21 protein-coding genes are annotated in these 16,780 nt (G+C 25.8%); 4 read left to right on the forward strand and 17 right to left on the reverse strand.

The genetic code is table 11. From position 1 onward, the window contains the following. Nucleotides 1-1,614, forward strand: a 1,614-nt coding sequence (locus ACQRD5_RS01990) for a DUF2207 domain-containing protein (RefSeq protein WP_427746487.1), incomplete at its 5' end; no start/stop codon positions are given. Nucleotides 1,615-1,676: 62 nt separating this feature from the next. Here ACQRD5_RS01990 and ybaK read toward each other — a convergent pair. The 3 genes from ybaK to ACQRD5_RS02005 form a co-directional block, all read right to left on the reverse strand. Further along, nucleotides 1,677-2,144: a Cys-tRNA(Pro) deacylase gene (gene ybaK, locus ACQRD5_RS01995; protein WP_291631325.1), complete on the reverse strand. Its 468-nt coding sequence runs from the start codon at nt 2,142-2,144 to the stop codon at nt 1,677-1,679. A 173-nt stretch (nt 2,145-2,317) separates the two neighbouring features. Then, nucleotides 2,318-3,178 (reverse strand): SDR family oxidoreductase, encoded by an 861-nt coding sequence (locus tag ACQRD5_RS02000; protein ID WP_291631324.1) that lies wholly within the window; start codon nt 3,176-3,178, stop codon nt 2,318-2,320. Continuing rightward, nucleotides 3,171-3,332 carry a hypothetical protein gene (locus ACQRD5_RS02005; protein ID WP_291631323.1) on the reverse strand — a complete coding sequence of 54 codons (162 nt, stop codon included), beginning with the start codon at nt 3,330-3,332 and terminating at the stop codon, nt 3,171-3,173. Before ACQRD5_RS02005 ends, ACQRD5_RS02000 begins: the two co-directional genes overlap by 8 nt. Nucleotides 3,333-3,466: 134 nt before the next feature. On the opposite strand from ACQRD5_RS02005, the gene ilvA reads away from it, so the two are divergent. After that, nucleotides 3,467-4,666, forward strand: a complete 1,200-nt coding sequence (gene ilvA / locus ACQRD5_RS02010; RefSeq protein ID WP_320900359.1) for a threonine ammonia-lyase — start codon at nt 3,467-3,469, stop codon at nt 4,664-4,666. Between the two features lie 28 nt (nt 4,667-4,694). Here ilvA and ACQRD5_RS02015 read toward each other — a convergent pair whose 3' ends face one another. The 8 genes from ACQRD5_RS02015 to ACQRD5_RS02050 form a co-directional block, all read right to left on the reverse strand. Then, nucleotides 4,695-4,850 (reverse strand): hypothetical protein, encoded by a 156-nt coding sequence (locus ACQRD5_RS02015; RefSeq protein ID WP_291631320.1) that lies wholly within the window; start codon nt 4,848-4,850, stop codon nt 4,695-4,697. 62 nt (nt 4,851-4,912) lie between these two features. Further along, nucleotides 4,913-5,422: a hypothetical protein gene (locus ACQRD5_RS02020; protein WP_291631317.1), complete on the reverse strand. Its 510-nt coding sequence runs from the start codon at nt 5,420-5,422 to the stop codon at nt 4,913-4,915. Between the two features lie 75 nt (nt 5,423-5,497). Further along, the gene (locus ACQRD5_RS02025) at nt 5,498-6,226 is read right to left on the reverse strand and encodes an HAD-IB family hydrolase (protein ID WP_291631315.1); all 729 of its coding nucleotides are present in this window, start codon (nt 6,224-6,226) and stop codon (nt 5,498-5,500) included. 48 nt (nt 6,227-6,274) lie between these two features. Further along, entirely contained in the window at nt 6,275-7,939 is a 1,665-nt protein-coding gene (locus tag ACQRD5_RS02030; RefSeq protein ID WP_291631313.1) for a ribonuclease J, read from the reverse strand. A 100-nt stretch (nt 7,940-8,039) separates the two neighbouring features. Then, nucleotides 8,040-9,548: a DUF1846 domain-containing protein gene (locus ACQRD5_RS02035; RefSeq protein WP_294169913.1), complete on the reverse strand. Its 1,509-nt coding sequence runs from the start codon at nt 9,546-9,548 to the stop codon at nt 8,040-8,042. Between the two features lie 98 nt (nt 9,549-9,646). After that, nucleotides 9,647-10,582, reverse strand: coding sequence for a hypothetical protein (locus tag ACQRD5_RS02040; RefSeq protein ID WP_291627152.1), 936 nt, complete (start codon nt 10,580-10,582; stop codon nt 9,647-9,649). Nucleotides 10,583-10,648: 66 nt separating this feature from the next. Then, nucleotides 10,649-10,984 (reverse strand): hypothetical protein, encoded by a 336-nt coding sequence (locus ACQRD5_RS02045; RefSeq protein WP_291627150.1) that lies wholly within the window; start codon nt 10,982-10,984, stop codon nt 10,649-10,651. A gap of 104 nt (nt 10,985-11,088) precedes the next feature. Next, on the reverse strand, nt 11,089-11,313 hold the full coding sequence (locus ACQRD5_RS02050; protein ID WP_291627148.1) for a hypothetical protein: 225 nt from the start codon (nt 11,311-11,313) through the stop codon (nt 11,089-11,091). A 171-nt stretch (nt 11,314-11,484) separates the two neighbouring features. Between ACQRD5_RS02050 and ACQRD5_RS02055 the strand changes: the two genes are divergently transcribed. Beyond that, on the forward strand, nt 11,485-11,871 hold the full coding sequence (locus ACQRD5_RS02055; RefSeq protein ID WP_291627145.1) for a PadR family transcriptional regulator: 387 nt from the start codon (nt 11,485-11,487) through the stop codon (nt 11,869-11,871). 73 nt (nt 11,872-11,944) lie between these two features. Further along, nucleotides 11,945-12,433 carry a hypothetical protein gene (locus ACQRD5_RS02060; protein WP_291627143.1) on the forward strand — a complete coding sequence of 163 codons (489 nt, stop codon included), beginning with the start codon at nt 11,945-11,947 and terminating at the stop codon, nt 12,431-12,433. Nucleotides 12,434-12,462: 29 nt separating this feature from the next. Here the strand turns inward: ACQRD5_RS02060 and ACQRD5_RS02065 are convergent, their stop codons facing one another. From ACQRD5_RS02065 to ACQRD5_RS02090, 6 genes are all read right to left on the reverse strand, one after another. After that, nucleotides 12,463-12,660, reverse strand: a complete 198-nt coding sequence (locus ACQRD5_RS02065; RefSeq protein WP_291627141.1) for a hypothetical protein — start codon at nt 12,658-12,660, stop codon at nt 12,463-12,465. Between the two features lie 62 nt (nt 12,661-12,722). Then, a complete protein-coding gene (locus ACQRD5_RS02070; protein ID WP_291627139.1) occupies nt 12,723-13,232 on the reverse strand; it encodes a hypothetical protein in 510 nt (169 codons plus the stop codon). Nucleotides 13,233-13,243: 11 nt separating this feature from the next. After that, the gene (locus ACQRD5_RS02075; RefSeq protein ID WP_291627137.1) at nt 13,244-13,426 is read right to left on the reverse strand and encodes a hypothetical protein; all 183 of its coding nucleotides are present in this window, start codon (nt 13,424-13,426) and stop codon (nt 13,244-13,246) included. A 19-nt stretch (nt 13,427-13,445) separates the two neighbouring features. Further along, complete coding sequence (locus tag ACQRD5_RS02080; RefSeq protein WP_291627136.1) at nt 13,446-14,006, reverse strand: hypothetical protein; 561 nt, start codon at nt 14,004-14,006, stop codon at nt 13,446-13,448. A 409-nt stretch (nt 14,007-14,415) separates the two neighbouring features. Then, the gene (locus ACQRD5_RS02085) at nt 14,416-15,693 is read right to left on the reverse strand and encodes an FAD-dependent oxidoreductase (RefSeq protein WP_291627157.1); all 1,278 of its coding nucleotides are present in this window, start codon (nt 15,691-15,693) and stop codon (nt 14,416-14,418) included. Beyond that, nucleotides 15,693-16,688, reverse strand: coding sequence for a sulfide/dihydroorotate dehydrogenase-like FAD/NAD-binding protein (locus ACQRD5_RS02090; protein WP_291627134.1), 996 nt, complete (start codon nt 16,686-16,688; stop codon nt 15,693-15,695). Before ACQRD5_RS02090 ends, ACQRD5_RS02085 begins: the two co-directional genes overlap by 1 nt. Between the last annotated feature and the right edge of the window lie 92 nt (nt 16,689-16,780).

The following is a 16,780-nucleotide window of genomic DNA, read 5'->3' on the forward strand; positions in this document are numbered from 1 at the left end:
GGGGGATTTATATTGAAGAAATTAATATTTATTTTAACTACTTTCTTTATATTACTTATTCCTATAAATATTTCAGCTGCTCCAAAGTCCTATAGCATAGAAAATCTTAATGTAAATGCTGAAATCAAAGAAAATGGAGATTTATATGTAGATGAATTATTTACCTATAAATTTAGTGGGGATTTTAATGGAGTATATGTAGATTTAAATTTAAAAAGCTCAGAAGGATATGAAATTTCTGAAGTAAGTATTCTTGACTTAACAGGTGAAATTCCTTTACAAAGAAAAGAAGATAAATCTAACAACAGCTTTGAAGTCATAGAATCTAGGGATAAAATACAAGTAAAAATTTATTCTAAAAGCTTTAATGAAGAAAAAAAATTTAACCTTCGATTTACTGTGAAAAATGTATCTGAAAAATACCAAGATTACTCTTCTTTATATTGGAGCTTTTATACAGCATCAGAAGAATATCCTGTTAAAAATGTTAATTTAAATTTAAAGCTTGCAAATTCTAATTTCAATAAAGAAGATTTATACTATACTGTTTTTGGTGATGGAAACTTTAATGCTGAAACTAGAGAAAATAACATCTCTATAACAGGTAGTAACTTAACTTCTGACTTAGGAATTAAATTAAGATTTCAACAGGATTATTTAAAAATAACTCCAATTGAAAGTACTTATGATGAATCTAAATTTGAGAAATATAATTTTAATCCTTTTTATTTAATTTTTCCAGCATCATTAATCACGATAATCGGTTTAGTTTTTTATCTTGTTCATAGACGTAATAAAAAATTATTTAATGAGGCTCTACAAGAATACCGTTCACAATATCTATTTACAAATGAGGAAATTCTACTTTATCCTCCATCTAAAGAAAGCCCAACTATAGTTGCATATATTTTTAATAAGGATGCTATATCATGGTCCATTGTACCATCAACATTGTTATATCTAGCTAATAAAGGAGTATATAAATTACGCAATTCTATAGATGAAAAAAGTGACCTTGAGAATATAGTATTTACAAGAGTTAAAGATTGCAATGATAGTTATTATCCTCATTTAAAAATATTAATTAATTGGTTTAAAAGATATGAAAATGAAAATAATGAATTTAATCTTCTTTCAATAAAAAAGTTAGTAGAAAGAAGCTCAAAGAAAGCAAAGAAATTTAATAATTCTTATTGGGATTTTATTAATCAAATAAGAATAGATTGCGGAAAGCTAAATTTATTTATTACCATTAGAGATAAGGAAGTATTAAATAACAATACTTACCAAGAATATTTAAAATGGAATGCCTATAAAAAGTATTTATTATCTTTAATAGAAAATAAGGATATATTTAATATTAAAGAATCTATAATATATTCAGCTGCTTTAGGTATTAATTATCAAGATTTTGATATTGAACCTACGGAAAATAATATTAATAAAAATAATCTTTCTTACTATTATTTTACTAATATGTTCTTATTTGATGAAATTCATTCCTCTACAGAAAAAACTATAAATAACAGTAATAATAGTAATGATAGTTTCAATAATTTCTCATCTGGAAGTAGTTTTACAGGTGGTGGTGGAGGCGGTTCTGGAGCCTTTTAATAAAGGAGTTGTTTTAAGCAACTCCTTTATTAATTTTAACCCCTGAAGCAATACATTAATTATTATACTAAATCAGATATTTGTAATCTAATTACTTTTCTTAATTCATCTAAGCTTAATTCTACTTGATACCCGATTTTCCCTGCACTAAAAATTAATGTATCAAGTTCTTCAACTGAAGAATCTATAGTTGTTTTAAAGATTTTTTTCATTCCAATTGGTGAGCAACCACCATGAATATACCCTGTAAGAGCTAATAAATCTTTAGATTTTATCATTTCAATAGATTTTTCTTCAACGCTTTTAGCTGCTTTTTTCAAATCTAACTCTTTTTCTACAGGTATCATAAAAACATAATAATTTTTTGATTTTCCTACTGTTACCAGTGTCTTAAATACCTGATTAGGATCTTGTCCTAATACTCTTGCAACTTCCACTCCACTTATGGCATCAGTATCTACATAACAATACTTATTATATTTTATTTTCTTTTTATCTAAAATTCGCATTACATTTGTTTTTTCATCCATATAATCGCCCTCCAAACAACATAATTATAACACTAAAAAATTTTTTCTATTTATAAGAATATCAAACAAATAGTAATTATTACAATATGTTTGAGCAATTTATATAAGATTACTCTTAATTATAGATGCTACAATATTTATAAAAAATGAGCTGCTTAAACAGCTCATATTAACTATGAATTAACTATTTCCCCGCCATTTATATGTATAGTTTCACCAGTAATAAAACTAGCCCCTTCACTAGCTAGAAAAACATATGCTTCTGCTATTTCTACTGGTTGAGCAGCTCTCTTCATTGGATTATTTTGTCCAAACATAGAAACTTGATATTCATCAAAGGATGATGGAATAAGAGGAGTCCAAACTGGTCCTGGTGCAACTGCATTTACTCTAATTCCTTTAGAGACTAAATTTAATGCTAATGAACGAGTAAATGATGTTAATGCTCCCTTGGTCATAGAATAATCTATTAATTTTTCATTTCCTTTGTAAGCTGTAATAGAAGTTGTATTTATTATACAGTCACCATATGTTAAATATTTAAGTGCTTCTTTAGTGATAAAGAAAGCTCCAAATACATTAGTTTTAAATGTCTTTTCAAATTGCTTAGTAGTAATATCTTCTAAATTATTACAAGTATGTTGTTCAGCTGAATTATTAACTATAATATTTATTTTGTTAAATTTAGTTTTAATATTATTTATAGCCATTATACAAAATTCCTCATTACCTATATCACCACTTAATAAAATACACTCTCCACCTAAGGATTCTATTTCTTCTTTTGTAATTTCTGCATCCTTATGCTCATTTAAATAGATAATGGCTATTTTAGCTCCTTCTTTAGCATATGCAATTGCAACTGCTCTTCCTATTCCGCTATCTCCTCCAGTAATTACTGCAACTTTATCCTTAAGCTTACCTTTAATTTCATTATTAGTCTTGTATATAGGTCTTGGATTCATATTTTCTTCTATTCCAGGTTGTACATTTTGCTTTTGTGGTGGAAATTTTTTAGGAAAGCTATTATTCATTTTTATCCTCCTTTAAATTATATTCCTCTCCTAGTCTACTTTCTTTTACATTTTCTAAATAATTTGTTTTATTTACTATGTTTTCTTCAAATCTTTTTACTGCAATCTTAGTAAAATTACCAACATTAATTAAGTCAATTAAATTATTATCCATTTGCATCCTCCTATCTCTGTATATATTGTTATATTATTTAGAACATTTTATACTTTATTAGAATTTTAAATATTCATATTTTTATTGTCCAATGATATAATATTTATTATAAATTTTTCTAGAGGTGGAATCATATGCATTTAAATGAAATAAAAAAAGCAAGACAAAACATAAAAGATATTATTATTGAAACTCCATTAATACATAGTACTATTTTTTCTTCAATTAATGATTGTTCAGTTTATATGAAATGTGAGAACTTGCAAGTAACTGGTGCTTACAAAATAAGAGGTGCTCTAAATAAAATTAGATCTTTAAGTGATTATGAGAAATCTAAAGGTGTAGTTTGTTCTTCTGCTGGTAATCACGCTCAAGGAGTAGCTTATGCAGCAAATCTTCTCGGTGTCCCTTCAACTATAGTTATGCCAAAGAATACACCTTATTTAAAAGTTCAATCAACTGAAATTTTTGGTGGAAATGTAATATTAAATGGTTCATGCTATGATGATGCTTATTTAAAAGCAAAATCTATTGAATCTGAAAATGACTCTATTTTTATACATCCTTTTAATGATCTAAATGTTATTTATGGTCAAGGTACCATAGCTTTAGAAATATTTGAAGATCTTAAGGATGTAGATGTAATAATTTGCCCTATTGGTGGAGGTGGATTAATAAGTGGAATTTCTTTAGCTGCGAAAGAAATAAATCCAAAAATAAAAATAATTGGTGTACAAGCTGAAGGAGCAAATGCAATGGAACAAAGCTATAAAGCTGGAAAAATAATGTCCTTATCCTCTGTAAATACCATAGCTGATGGTATAGCAGTTAAGTGCCCAGGAGAATTAACTTATAGCTTAATAAAAGAATACGTGGATGAAATTGTAACCGTATCTGATAAAGAAATTTCAGAAGCATTTTTAATCTTATGTGAAAAACATAAGTTACTAGCTGAAGCATCAGGTGTAGCTTCATTAGCTGCTTTGAAGAAATTAAATTTATCTAGGAAAAAAGTTGTATCAATTATTAGTGGTGGTAATATTGATATGTTAACAATCTCTTCTTTAATAAGTGATGGATTAGTTGAGAGAGGAAGACTATTTTGTTTTTCTGTAGAACTTCCTGATATTCCTGGACAGCTTCAAGAAATATCAAAAATATTATCAGAATTAAATGCAAATGTTGTGAAATTAGAACATAATCAATTTAAAGCTTCTAATAGACTTAAAAATGTATTATTAGAAGTTACTGTTGAAACTAATGGAATAGAACATATAGAATTAATAAAATCTAAATTATATAATAATGGTTTTAAAATTGTTCAAATGTATTAGGGAGCTGTTTTTAAACAGCTCCCTAATACTATTTTAATTTTTTTCTCTTTTTATTCATTGTTTTATATAATTTTGCATTTTGAATAATATCCATGAAATCATCAGCCATTTCAACTAAAATCATACTTTTAGCTTTGCCTTTTTTTAGTGACCTATTTACTTTTCTCATTAGTTTATTTTTCATAACTACTTCCTCCTAAGGTTGTACTTCGATATTATTTTACCCTTAAGAGTATATTTTATGATTTAAACTATATTGCATATTATGGAATTTATAAAATCTTCTTTTTTAGATTCCAAATATTCTCCATAATAATCATCACTATTTTCAATTTCATTTCCTATTTTATTAAGCAGAAAGGCATTAACATCCTTATAGTATCTTAAATTAATTTCTTCCTTAATACTTCTGAATTCTTCTAATCCACCATTTTTTCTATACTTTCTTATTAATGAATCTAAATATGTATTATATTCTTTAATTTTATAAGTTATTTTTTCTATATATATTTTTTTGTTTTTTATATAGTTTTTCTCATAGTCTAATTTTATCTTAAGCAATTCATTTACTGAATATTCATTATCCATTATTTCAAAGATAACTTTTTCGCCTTGAAAAGAACTATTTAAAATATAGTTAGCTAAATCTCCATTATTCTTAAATTCCTTTAATAAAGATTTTCCTCCAACTATTTCAATGGCTTTTTTTAGCTGCTTAATTTTTTCTTCTATTACTTTATTGTCTATAGTTAGCATGATTTTCTCCTTAAAATAATATTAAATATATATTTCGTTAATATTATATATCCTAAGAAGTATATTGTCTATTTCTTATATAAGATTTATACAATTTACATCTAAACTATAAGTAACATCCTTACGTTCAACTATAACTTTTATTTTATTTCTTATTTCTTCATCCTTCATAACCTTATCTAAAAGTTCTTTAGTAGGATTTATTGCATAAGGTATTCCTACAGATTTAAACATTGTTATATCTCCTGATGTATCACCATAAGCATAACTTTTACTTAAATCAATATTATATTTTTCTTCAAATTCTTTTATAGCAGATAATTTACTTTCATGATCCCACATAGGAATAACTTCTCCACTATACTTATTATTTTCATCTAATTTATATATAGTTCCTTTATAGTCATCCATATTATATTTTTTAGACATTTCTCTAACTAATTCACTAGGTGAACCAGAAATAGCTATTACAATATGGCCTTGCTCTTGATGCCACTTAATTCTTTCTCTACTAAAAGTATAAACTCTATCTCCTTTTTGTTCTATAACCTTTTTAGCTATATAGTCTATATGAAATTTATCAATTCCTTTTATAGCTTCAGTATATATATCTACCATTTTAAGTAGATACGTATCATAATCTCCTTGCCTCTTATCCCACTTCAAATAAGCAGGTCTTACTTCCTTATACCATTTATTTTCGCTTACTAATTCATATTTTATGATCTTCTTAAAAACTTCGGTAATTAATCCTTCTCTATATATTGTTCCATCGATATCAAAAAATGCTGCAATTTTTTTCATTAAAACCCCTCCATTTCTATTTTTATATTCTATTATATATCATTTTTATTAAATTTCCATAATTATTGGTATAATTGTTGGTCTTCTTTTGGTTTTATCGTATATAAATCTTTCTAAAGCTTTCTTTATATTAGTTTTAATTATATACCATTCAAGTATTTTTTCATCTAAACAATTTTGCAGTTCTTCAGTTGCTATTTCTCTAAGCTCGTTTATTAGTTCTTCTGATTCCTTTACATAAACAAAACCTCTAGTAATTATATCTGGGCCTGCTATTATAGTATAAGTTTCCTTCTCTATAGTAACAACTATATTAACTAATCCATCTTGAGCCAAATGCTTTCTATCTCTTAATACTAAAGTTCCTACATCTCCTACCCCTAGTCCATCTACTAATATTGTGCCTGAGGGAACTTTTCCTACTATTTTTGCATCTTTATTACCAATTTGTAAGACTTCACCTCTTTCTAATATAAATATATTTTTATTATCCATTCCAAGTGTAATTGCTAAATCTTTATGATGTTTTAAATGCCTATATTCTCCATGTACAGGCATAAAATACTTTGGCTTTATTAATCTATGCATTAATTTAAGTTCTTCTTTATATGCATGACCTGAAACATGCACCTCTTCTAAATCTTCATAGATAACTTCTGCACCCTTTTTAAATAATTCATTAATAACTTTAGTAATAAGCTTATCATTACCTGGTATTGGTGAAGCTGAGATTACAAACAAATCATCAGTTTTTATTTTTATCTTCTTATGATTTCCATATGCAATTCTAGCTAAAGCTGCCATAGGCTCTCCTTGACTTCCTGTAGTTATAATAGTTATATTTTCATTATTATAATTGTTTATATCATCTATTTCAATAATCATATCATTTGGTATATGCAAATATCCAAGGTCTAAAGCAAGCTTAGATATACTTTCCATACTTCTTCCTGAAAACGCTATTCTCCTATTATTTTCTAATGAGGAATTAACAATTTGTTGCATTCTATGAATATTAGAAGCAAAAGTGGCTATTATTATTCTTCCTTTAGCTCCCCTGAAAATCCTATTAAAAGTATTTCCAATTGATTTTTCTGACATTGTATATCCATTTCTCTCAACATTTGTACTGTCAGCCATAAGAAGTAATACTCCTTCTCTTCCTATGGTAGAAATTCTATCTAAATCTATAACTTTATCATCAATAGGGGTTAAATCTATTTTAAAGTCTCCAGTATGAAATATAATCCCCATTGGAGTTATTATTGATAAACAACATGATTCTGCGATACTATGTGTACTTTGAATAAACTCAATACTTATGTTTTCAAAATACACTTTTACTCCTGGATCTACAGTTATAAGTTCAGTAGTTTCAACTAAATTATGTTCTTTGAGCTTTGTTTCTATTATTGCTAAAGCTAGCTTACTACCGTATATAGGAACATTTAATTGTTTAAGTATATATGGTATTGCTCCTATATGATCTTCATGACCATGAGTTATAAAAAAACCTTTAACCTTATTTTTATTTTCTATTAAATAGGCTATATCTGGTATTATAAGATCTACCCCATACATTTCTTCATCTGGGAAGGCTATACCACAATCTATTACTATTATTTCATTTTCAACTTCAATTGCAGTTATATTTTTACCTATTTCACCTACGCCACCAAGTGGAATAACTTTAATTATACATTCTTTTTCCATAGAAAAACCTCCTATTCTCTTAAGAATAGTATTACCAAAAAAATTTAAAATAAATAATGTAAAAAATAATGAAGCCGTTATTAAAACAGCTTCATATAAATTAATTATTATAATATAAATTTTTACTTTGATATTCAGGATCACAAGTTATATCAATATCAAGTCTTCTAAAGGTTTGTTCATCGCTATTAGATATAATTGTAGTTGAATGTGCTTGGCAGCCTTTTAAGCATTGTAATTTATTTAAAGCAGCTTGTGCTGTTGGGTTAGTTGCAGCACAAATACTTAATGCTATTAATATTTCTTCGCAATTTAATATTGTGTTTTTTATTCCTAATGTATTAATTTTCAAATTTTGTATTGGCTCTAATATTACTGGAGATATCAAATGAATATCATCATTTATGTTTGCAAGATGCTTTATAGAATTTAAAATTACTGCAGCTGGAGCATCCATAATGTCTGACTCTCTTCCATTAATTATAGTTCCATCATCTAATTCTAATGATACCACTGGGTAAATATCATTTTTATTATGTTTAAGCTTTTTTTGTAAAGAATACTCTCTTGAATTAGTTACTACTTTTCTATCACTTTCTTTAAGATTTAATTCTTCCATTATAAGTCTTGCTCTATTTGCAGTATCCTTGTCTATGTAACCTTTTTTATATTCACAAATTGTTTTAAAGTATCTTCTTATAATTTCTTGTTTAGAAGCTTCTTTAACTATGTCATCATTTATAATCCCAAACCCAACTCTATTTACACCCATATCTGTTGGTGATTTATAAGTTGATTCTTTACCGGTTATTTTTTCTATTATTCTTTTTAGAACTGGAAAGCTTTCTATATCTCTATTGTAGTTAACAGCAACTTTATTGTAAGCATCAAAATGAAATGAATCTATCATATTTACATCCTTTAAGTCTACAGTAGCTGCTTCATAAGCTATATTAAGAGGATGCTTTAATGGAACATTCCATACAGGAAAGGTTTCAAATTTTGAGTATCCAGCAATGTTTCCTCTTTTATTTTCATGATATAACTGGCTTAAGCATGTTGCTAATTTACCACTACCAGGACCAGGTGCAGTAACTACAACTATTGGTTTAGAAGTTTCAATATATGGATTTTCTCCGTATCCTTTTTCACTAACTATTGTATCTACATCTGTAGGATAACCAGCAGTTGCTTTGTGCTTATAAACCTTAATTCCTCTTCTTTCTAACTTATTTATAAAAACAGTTGTAGCAGGTTGTCCATCATATCTTGTAATTACAACACTATTAACATCTAGTTCATAAGTTCTAAAATCATCTATTAATCTTAGTACTTCTAAATCATATGTAATTCCAAAATCACCTCTGATTTTATTCCTTTCTATATCTCCAGCATAAACACAAATAACAACTTCAACTTTTTCTTTTAATTTCTGAAGTAGTTTTATTTTAGCATTTTCATCAAAACCTGGTAAAACTCTTTTTGCATGTAAGTCATACATTAATTTTCCACCAAATTCTAAATATAATTTATCATAATTATTAACTCTTTCTAAAATATATTTAGATTGTTCTTCTAAATATTTTTTATGATCAAATCCTACCTTCATATTTTTCCTCTTTTCTATATTATTAACTTGCTTCATTAATTTATAATTATACCTTAAACAAAAGAATCTTTCTATATAAAAATAATAAGCATATATAATTATATACATATGCTTATAGGTAAAATCATTATCATTTTACCGGTTATATTACATTTAGGTCTTTTAGGTAAAATTATGTTTTTAGATCTAAGTATGTTTAAATATGGCTCAACTGATTCTAAAACTTTTTCATAATATTCTTCCTGAGATGATTTTCTAAGTAAGCTAATGCATTTATTATTGTCATCCTTAATCATCATTACCTTTCCAAATATTTTACAAGAACATTGGACAAAATCAAAAGTGTTATAACCATTATTAACAAAATTATTTTCATTAATTGATAAAACTATAGATGTATCAGAATTTTTTAAAACTAAATCAGTAGTACCATTCCTAGTAATCTTATTTTTTAAACCTTCTAAAAGCCTTGTAATAATTCCAAAATCTAAATTCTTAACCTTATCTTTTTCTAAATATGAATTTAAAAAATCTATACCATAACAATTTAAGCTTTCAATTAATGTGTCTATATATAACGGAATTGATACTTCTTGAATACATCCAGTTATTTCAATATAATCTCCAACTTTTATATTATGATCTTCTATAGATTTAAAATTTATAGCATTTATAACATTATTATTTTTATACATATTAGTTAATAAATCATTATGAAGAGTGAATACTGTAGTTATTTTCTTTATTTCTTGTTCATTTCTATCAAAATCTCTACCTTCTAGACCTAAGCTCCTTTCTGAGCCATCTTGAAAATGTTCTTCACATATATTATGTTTGCTTTTATATCCAGAAATTTTATCTTTTTGATTTTTGTAATCTAATCCATTAGAACTTCTATCACTTATTCTAGCATTTCCTCCTACTGTTCTATCTCTAATTCTTCTATATGTTCTTATATCAATATACCCATTTAATGCTACTGAGTTTAAATTTTTAATTAATAACTCATCCAAATAAACAAGTAAATCTAACATAAATTTCCTCCTAGGAATGCATGCTATACACATATTATATTAAATTTGTAAAAGTTTAATAACTACTTATTTATCTTTATTTTTATTAATAAGAATCTTCTCAAGTTCTTTAATTAATTCTTTATCACTTTCTTGTATTTCTAACAGACCTGAATTACTATCTTCTATTATATTTAATATAGTAATTTCATCTTCTAATTCTTTTATTTTTTTCTCTATTTCTATTTTATTTTTTTTTGATAATTCTAATGAATATACTTCTTCTTCACAAATAGCACAAGTACCATATAACTTATTATAAATTATCTTACCAATATTAAATTCTTTAGTTTCTTTTCTTCTTCTAATAATTATTGGTTGAATTTTTTTACACTTTTCACAAAAAGATTTACCATCAAGCATATTTTCACCTCTAATTCATTGTAACATATTATTTTTATATTTACTTAATTTTATCTATTATTAATATAAAAGGGGCTGTTACAACAACCCCCTTTATTACATTATTACCAACATCCACCTAGTAGCAATAACCATAATAATGGCCATCCACAACCACCACCGAATCCACAGCCGCCACCAAATCCACAACCGCCACCAAATCCACAACCTCCGCAGTTATTAAATCCACCGCACCCACAATTGTTAAATCCACCACATCCGCAATTATTGAATCTGCCACAGCCACAGCCAGAATTATTACTACAGCAGCATCTATTTCTTTTTGACATGTTTCTCAACTCCTACTCATTTGTTTACTATATAATATTCTTTTTGTTTCTTTTGGTTCTTTTTAAATTTTTATAATTTTATTATCATTTACGAGTATATTATTTAAGAATATTTTATTTAATTGTAAAAAAACTTAATATATGTTATTATATTTTTAAGGAGGTATTGCTATGGAAAAAAGGAATAGATTAGTTGCACCTAGAAATGTGGTAAATACTAAAATGTTGTATAGCTTTTATATACTTAAAGAGTTAGCAAAAGGAAATACTATTTTTGGAAATAAAGTTCTTGAAGAATTTAGAAATACATTCTCTACAACCTCGCTACCTTTTCCAGTATCTTCAAGTACAATCTATGAGACTTTGTATGATCTTGAAGTAAAAGGTTATGTTACAAGTACTTGGACTGGAGATGAATTTTTAAATAAAAGAAGCAAAAAAATTTATTCTATCACAGATAGTGGTATAGAATATTATAAAAACCATATAGCTGACTATATTAATAATTTAAATAAAACTAAAGCTACTTTAGATACAATGATCAATATGTTAAAATAATTTTTATATATTAATCATCTTTTCATAGCAACGTAAATATTATATTTTATATACTGTTTTCCAAGGAGGAGCTATGAAAGAACAAATTAAATATAATAAAAACACTCATTATGAAAATACTTGTCCATACTTTAGTTCAATTGAAAAATATTTAGATTTTTATTTACTAAAAGAAAATTATTTGATTCTTTGCTTTGAAGATATTAATTTAAATGACTATAAATTAGTTTCTGTTTTTTTCAAAAATATTAAGACACGCGAAATTCTTAAATGTGTTTCTAAAGTAGAAGATAATAATTTAATTATAGATTTAAGTAGTATAAACAATCTATGCACAAATTATGAATTTAGTATAGTGGTTATTTTAGATGATTATAACTGTTCTACTGCTATTTATCCAAAGTTAAGACTAAATGACAATAAAAAAAGTACAATTATATCGTCATCAGATACTTCTAATATACAGTGGTTTTTAAGAATATTAGATAATGGCAAATTAAGATTATCTACTATATATTTATTTTCTAATATAGAAGAAGCTAAAAATGAATTTATACTATAAAAGTGGTACATAGTCTCATGTACCACTTATTAGTAATATTTTGAATTTAATTGCCTTAAATAGCATTGTTCAGAACAATATATATTTAATTCTTCATCATTTATATATACTTGTCCATAAGTTATTTCCTTGTTGCAAACAAAGCAAATTAAAGGATAATCTTTTTCTTTTTCATCATTAGTAATTTCTTTATTTAGTTTATTAAAAACATCTTTTATTTTATGCATAAATCCACCTACCAACAATAATAACTATATTTATGTTATTATTGTTGTATTTATGTTATTATTTAATATAACTTATTTATTTGTGCTATTTTGACATACTGATTAATATTAGAATTTTCATTATAAAATAAAGGGAATTGCAAATTATAATTTCCCCATATTGCAACTGGATATTTATAAAAGTAAAATGTAATAAAAAACAGTTCTCTAGTACATAATTTTATAAACAATTTTATATATTTCACATCGTTAACCTTATAATAATTATCATTATTATTTGTCATTTCAATAATTTTATCAAACAATAAATTATCTTCTTTACATAAATTTTCTTTTATAAAACTTATACTATCATCATTTAATTTATTTTTATAAAAATCAATTATTAAGTGTCCTTCATTTATATCATAGAATTCTTCAAATGTTTTAATAAAACTATCTTCAAATTTTAGATTTTTATTTATAGGTGATAATTCAATATATTTATAATTATCGAAGCCTTCTAATATATTATTAAATTTAATATTTATAATGCTATCAAAATTACAATTATTAATAGGTTCTAAAAACATTTCAAATCTCCTTAGAATAATCCATTCCATTTATTAATTTGAACTCTAACTTCTTTCATAAGTTCATTTAAATTTTCACTTTCTAACTCAATTGATTCATTTAAAGTATTATTTTTAATAATTTGTTTATATCTAATTACTTTACTATGATCAATATTCCAAAGTTCATATATTCTACTTTTTTTAATCTCCATTAAACTCACCTTCATATTACTAAACTTTAATAACAGCCTTTAAGTTTCCATCCTTATCAACTGATGAAATTCCTATCTTATTCTTAATATTCTCACTATCTTTAAATAAATATGCATTATAGTGAAAAGTATTTTTTATCACATTTCTCACCTTATATAATATTAATATTTCATATTTATTAACTTTTAATGAAGAACCAATAATTTTATTCAAAAATACTATCCTATTATAAGATGAAACTTCTAATAAAACAACATATCTAATATTAGGCTTCTTGTTAACTTTATTAATTAAATCATGAATTATTAATATATCTTTAGTTAAATCTACTTCCCTTATGATTTCAACTTTTGTTGATAAAGAACTACTAGTATTTAAATCATATTCCTTCCAAGCTATTTCAATGCTTCCGCCTTCATTCCTATTGTTTGACACAAAGTATCCTAATAATTTACCTAATGTAATAAAATATCTATTTTCTTGATTTATTATATCTGTACTCTTGCTACCTAGGTTTAACCCTAAATTAACGTAATTTTTTATGAATCCATTGAATAATATCATTAAATCTATATCCATTAAATAGCCCCCTTAGATAATGTTTACATTTATATTTTAACATTTATTTAATAAATTTACTACTTTGTGATTACAGTATATAAAACTTTTCAAGAGTTCTTTTAACTCATACTGTAGATTTAGACCCTAATTCTGTATTAAATATTTTTTTATTTTTTATAAATTTATCATTATTTACGAGTATTTTATTTAAGAACTATTTAACTTTAAAAATAGACTAATTAGGAGAAATAAAAGAAAACTCAGACCTATTACTGTGATAATCTTAATTTTTAGAGTACATTAAGAAAACAACTTATTTTGAATATAAAATAAGAGCTATTTTTCTCAGATTTTTATATCCCATAGTGATAGCTCTTATTTTATATTTATATTTTCATTTTACATTATGCTATAACGCCTTAACTACTTATATTAATTTTTGATTAAATACATTATCTAAATTAACTTTACTTATTCTTTGTTTAATTTCTTCTTTATCTGTAGTATATAATCCTAGTTCATTCATTCGTTTAAAATATTCAGCACCGGCAAATGTATATCTATCTCTTCTTCCTTCTCTTGTTTCTGCTTTATCATTAGCATATGAAATAATATCTCCAATTGCAATTGATGATGGTAAAATTAATAATGGTATTCCCATTGCTAGTCTTACAGCATTATGACCTGCTAATGAACCGGTAACAATAGCTTCTGTATGTCCAACAAATAATCCTGATTTTTCACCTGCACAAAATAAATTATCTACTCCATTCACCTTTAAATCATTAGTTCTTGGAGCTACTGATAAATATCTTATAGAATTTCCCTTACTACCAGCATATGGATCTACGTATTTTGCATTTTCTAATCCCTTTATTTTTCTTAACTTTTTTAATGGATAATAAGTTGTCATTAGCTTAGCATGTCCAGTATCTAAAAGTATTATATTTTCTGCAAATTCTTTTAAAGCATATTGTTGACATACTTTAGAGCTAAGCTTATCATAATTGATGTCTTCCTTAGGAACTTCTAAAATAACACAACCTGTTCTATCTAACTCTTCAACAATTTCCTTTGACAAGCTTTCTTTAGCTAACTTACATGAACCTGAAATTGCTCCTAATGTATCCTGATCTCTTTCCCCTTGTATATCTGATACACCACATCTCTCACTTATACTAAGTCTTGGTCCAAATGCTGGACATCTTAAAATACACATTGAGCATCCATTTCCATATCTTAAACAATTTCCCATGGGTCCTGTTGTACCAGTTGTTTCAATAAATACATCACCCTCTTCATAACTTCCATCACTAAGATAAATCCCTTTAATCTTTTTATTTTCTACCTTAACATCAATAACTCTGCTTTCTATATGAATATTTATACCAATTTTATCTAAATACTTACTTACTTTACCTTCAATTAAATTAACATCATATAATGTTGCATGCTTATGCCCTGGAAATTCTATATCTTTATGTCTTGATGTATTATCAACAATATCAATTAAATCTCCAGCCCCAAGCTGTATTAACTCCTCGGAAGCTGTCCATCTTCCGTTATTCCTCATTATTCCTCCAACATTACCAAGACCTAATAATAAATCAGTTTTTTCATAAAGATGAACTTCTGCTCCTGTTTTTATTGCTGTAATTGCAGCTGCACATCCAGCCCATCCTCCACCAACTATAATAACCTTTATCATATAAATCTCCTCCCTTCAAATACTTTCCTTGGCTCAGTTTGTAATTTGCAAAATCTTTTTACTCTATGACCTGAAAATCTAGCAGTACAACTACCACATATTCCTTCTCCACAACACATCTTAATATTATTACAGCATGAAAGTTTTACATCTTTTCTATCTATATTATTTAAATAATCTATTAGTTTAACACTTAATATATCTGCACCTGCAATATGAATATATTCAACATTTTTTTCTAATAAAATATTTTTAATTATAACTTTAGCCTCATCACTAATTTCACCTTTGTATATTAAAGTTTCATTTATAACTTCAACATTATAATTTTTCAAATATTCTCTTACATAATTATCTTTATATGGTGACTTATCTATAATTAATGTTATTTTATTATTGTTTTGATGCAATTTTCTAATAACAGGAATCATTGGTGCCATTCCAATTCCCCTTGCTAATACTAATACATTATTATTTATTTGGCTTTTTAAATTGCTTAGCCCAAAGACCCCATTCCAATAAGGCCCTCTTATAGTAAGTATGCTACCAGCTTTTAGATTTAATAAGTTTTTAGTTTTTATTCCTCTTATTTCTATCATAATAGATATAATATTATTATCTATATCCGAATCTAATATAGAAATAGGTACATCAAAGTAAATATTATTTTCATCTGGTCTAATAAATATAAAGCTACCTGCTTTAACTAAATCTATTGCTAATTTATGAGGTACTTCAAACTTAATTAATAATAAATCCTTCTCACAAAGCTCTGTTTCTTTAACTAAACAGTTATAAGTTTTTCTACCTTCTTTAGCTTTAGACCCATTATTAATGAATTCGTGATATATACAAACCCCCTTCCAGTTTAAACAATCACAAAAACAACTACCCTGTAATTGCGAACAAATAATACATTCACCTGCTTCAGCTAACTTACATGGACAAAATTCTGTTCCAGAATCAATACATTCCACAATTTCCCTCATCACTTTTTTTCACTCCAACTATTTCTTATACAATATTAGATTATTTATTATAATTTATTTTGTTACAATGTTAAGTAAAAAAGTAGAGACCTCTG

This window comes from Clostridium sp. SGI.024, from assembly GCF_050315195.1.
In the GTDB taxonomy this organism is placed as follows: domain Bacteria; phylum Bacillota; class Clostridia; order Clostridiales; family Clostridiaceae; genus Clostridium.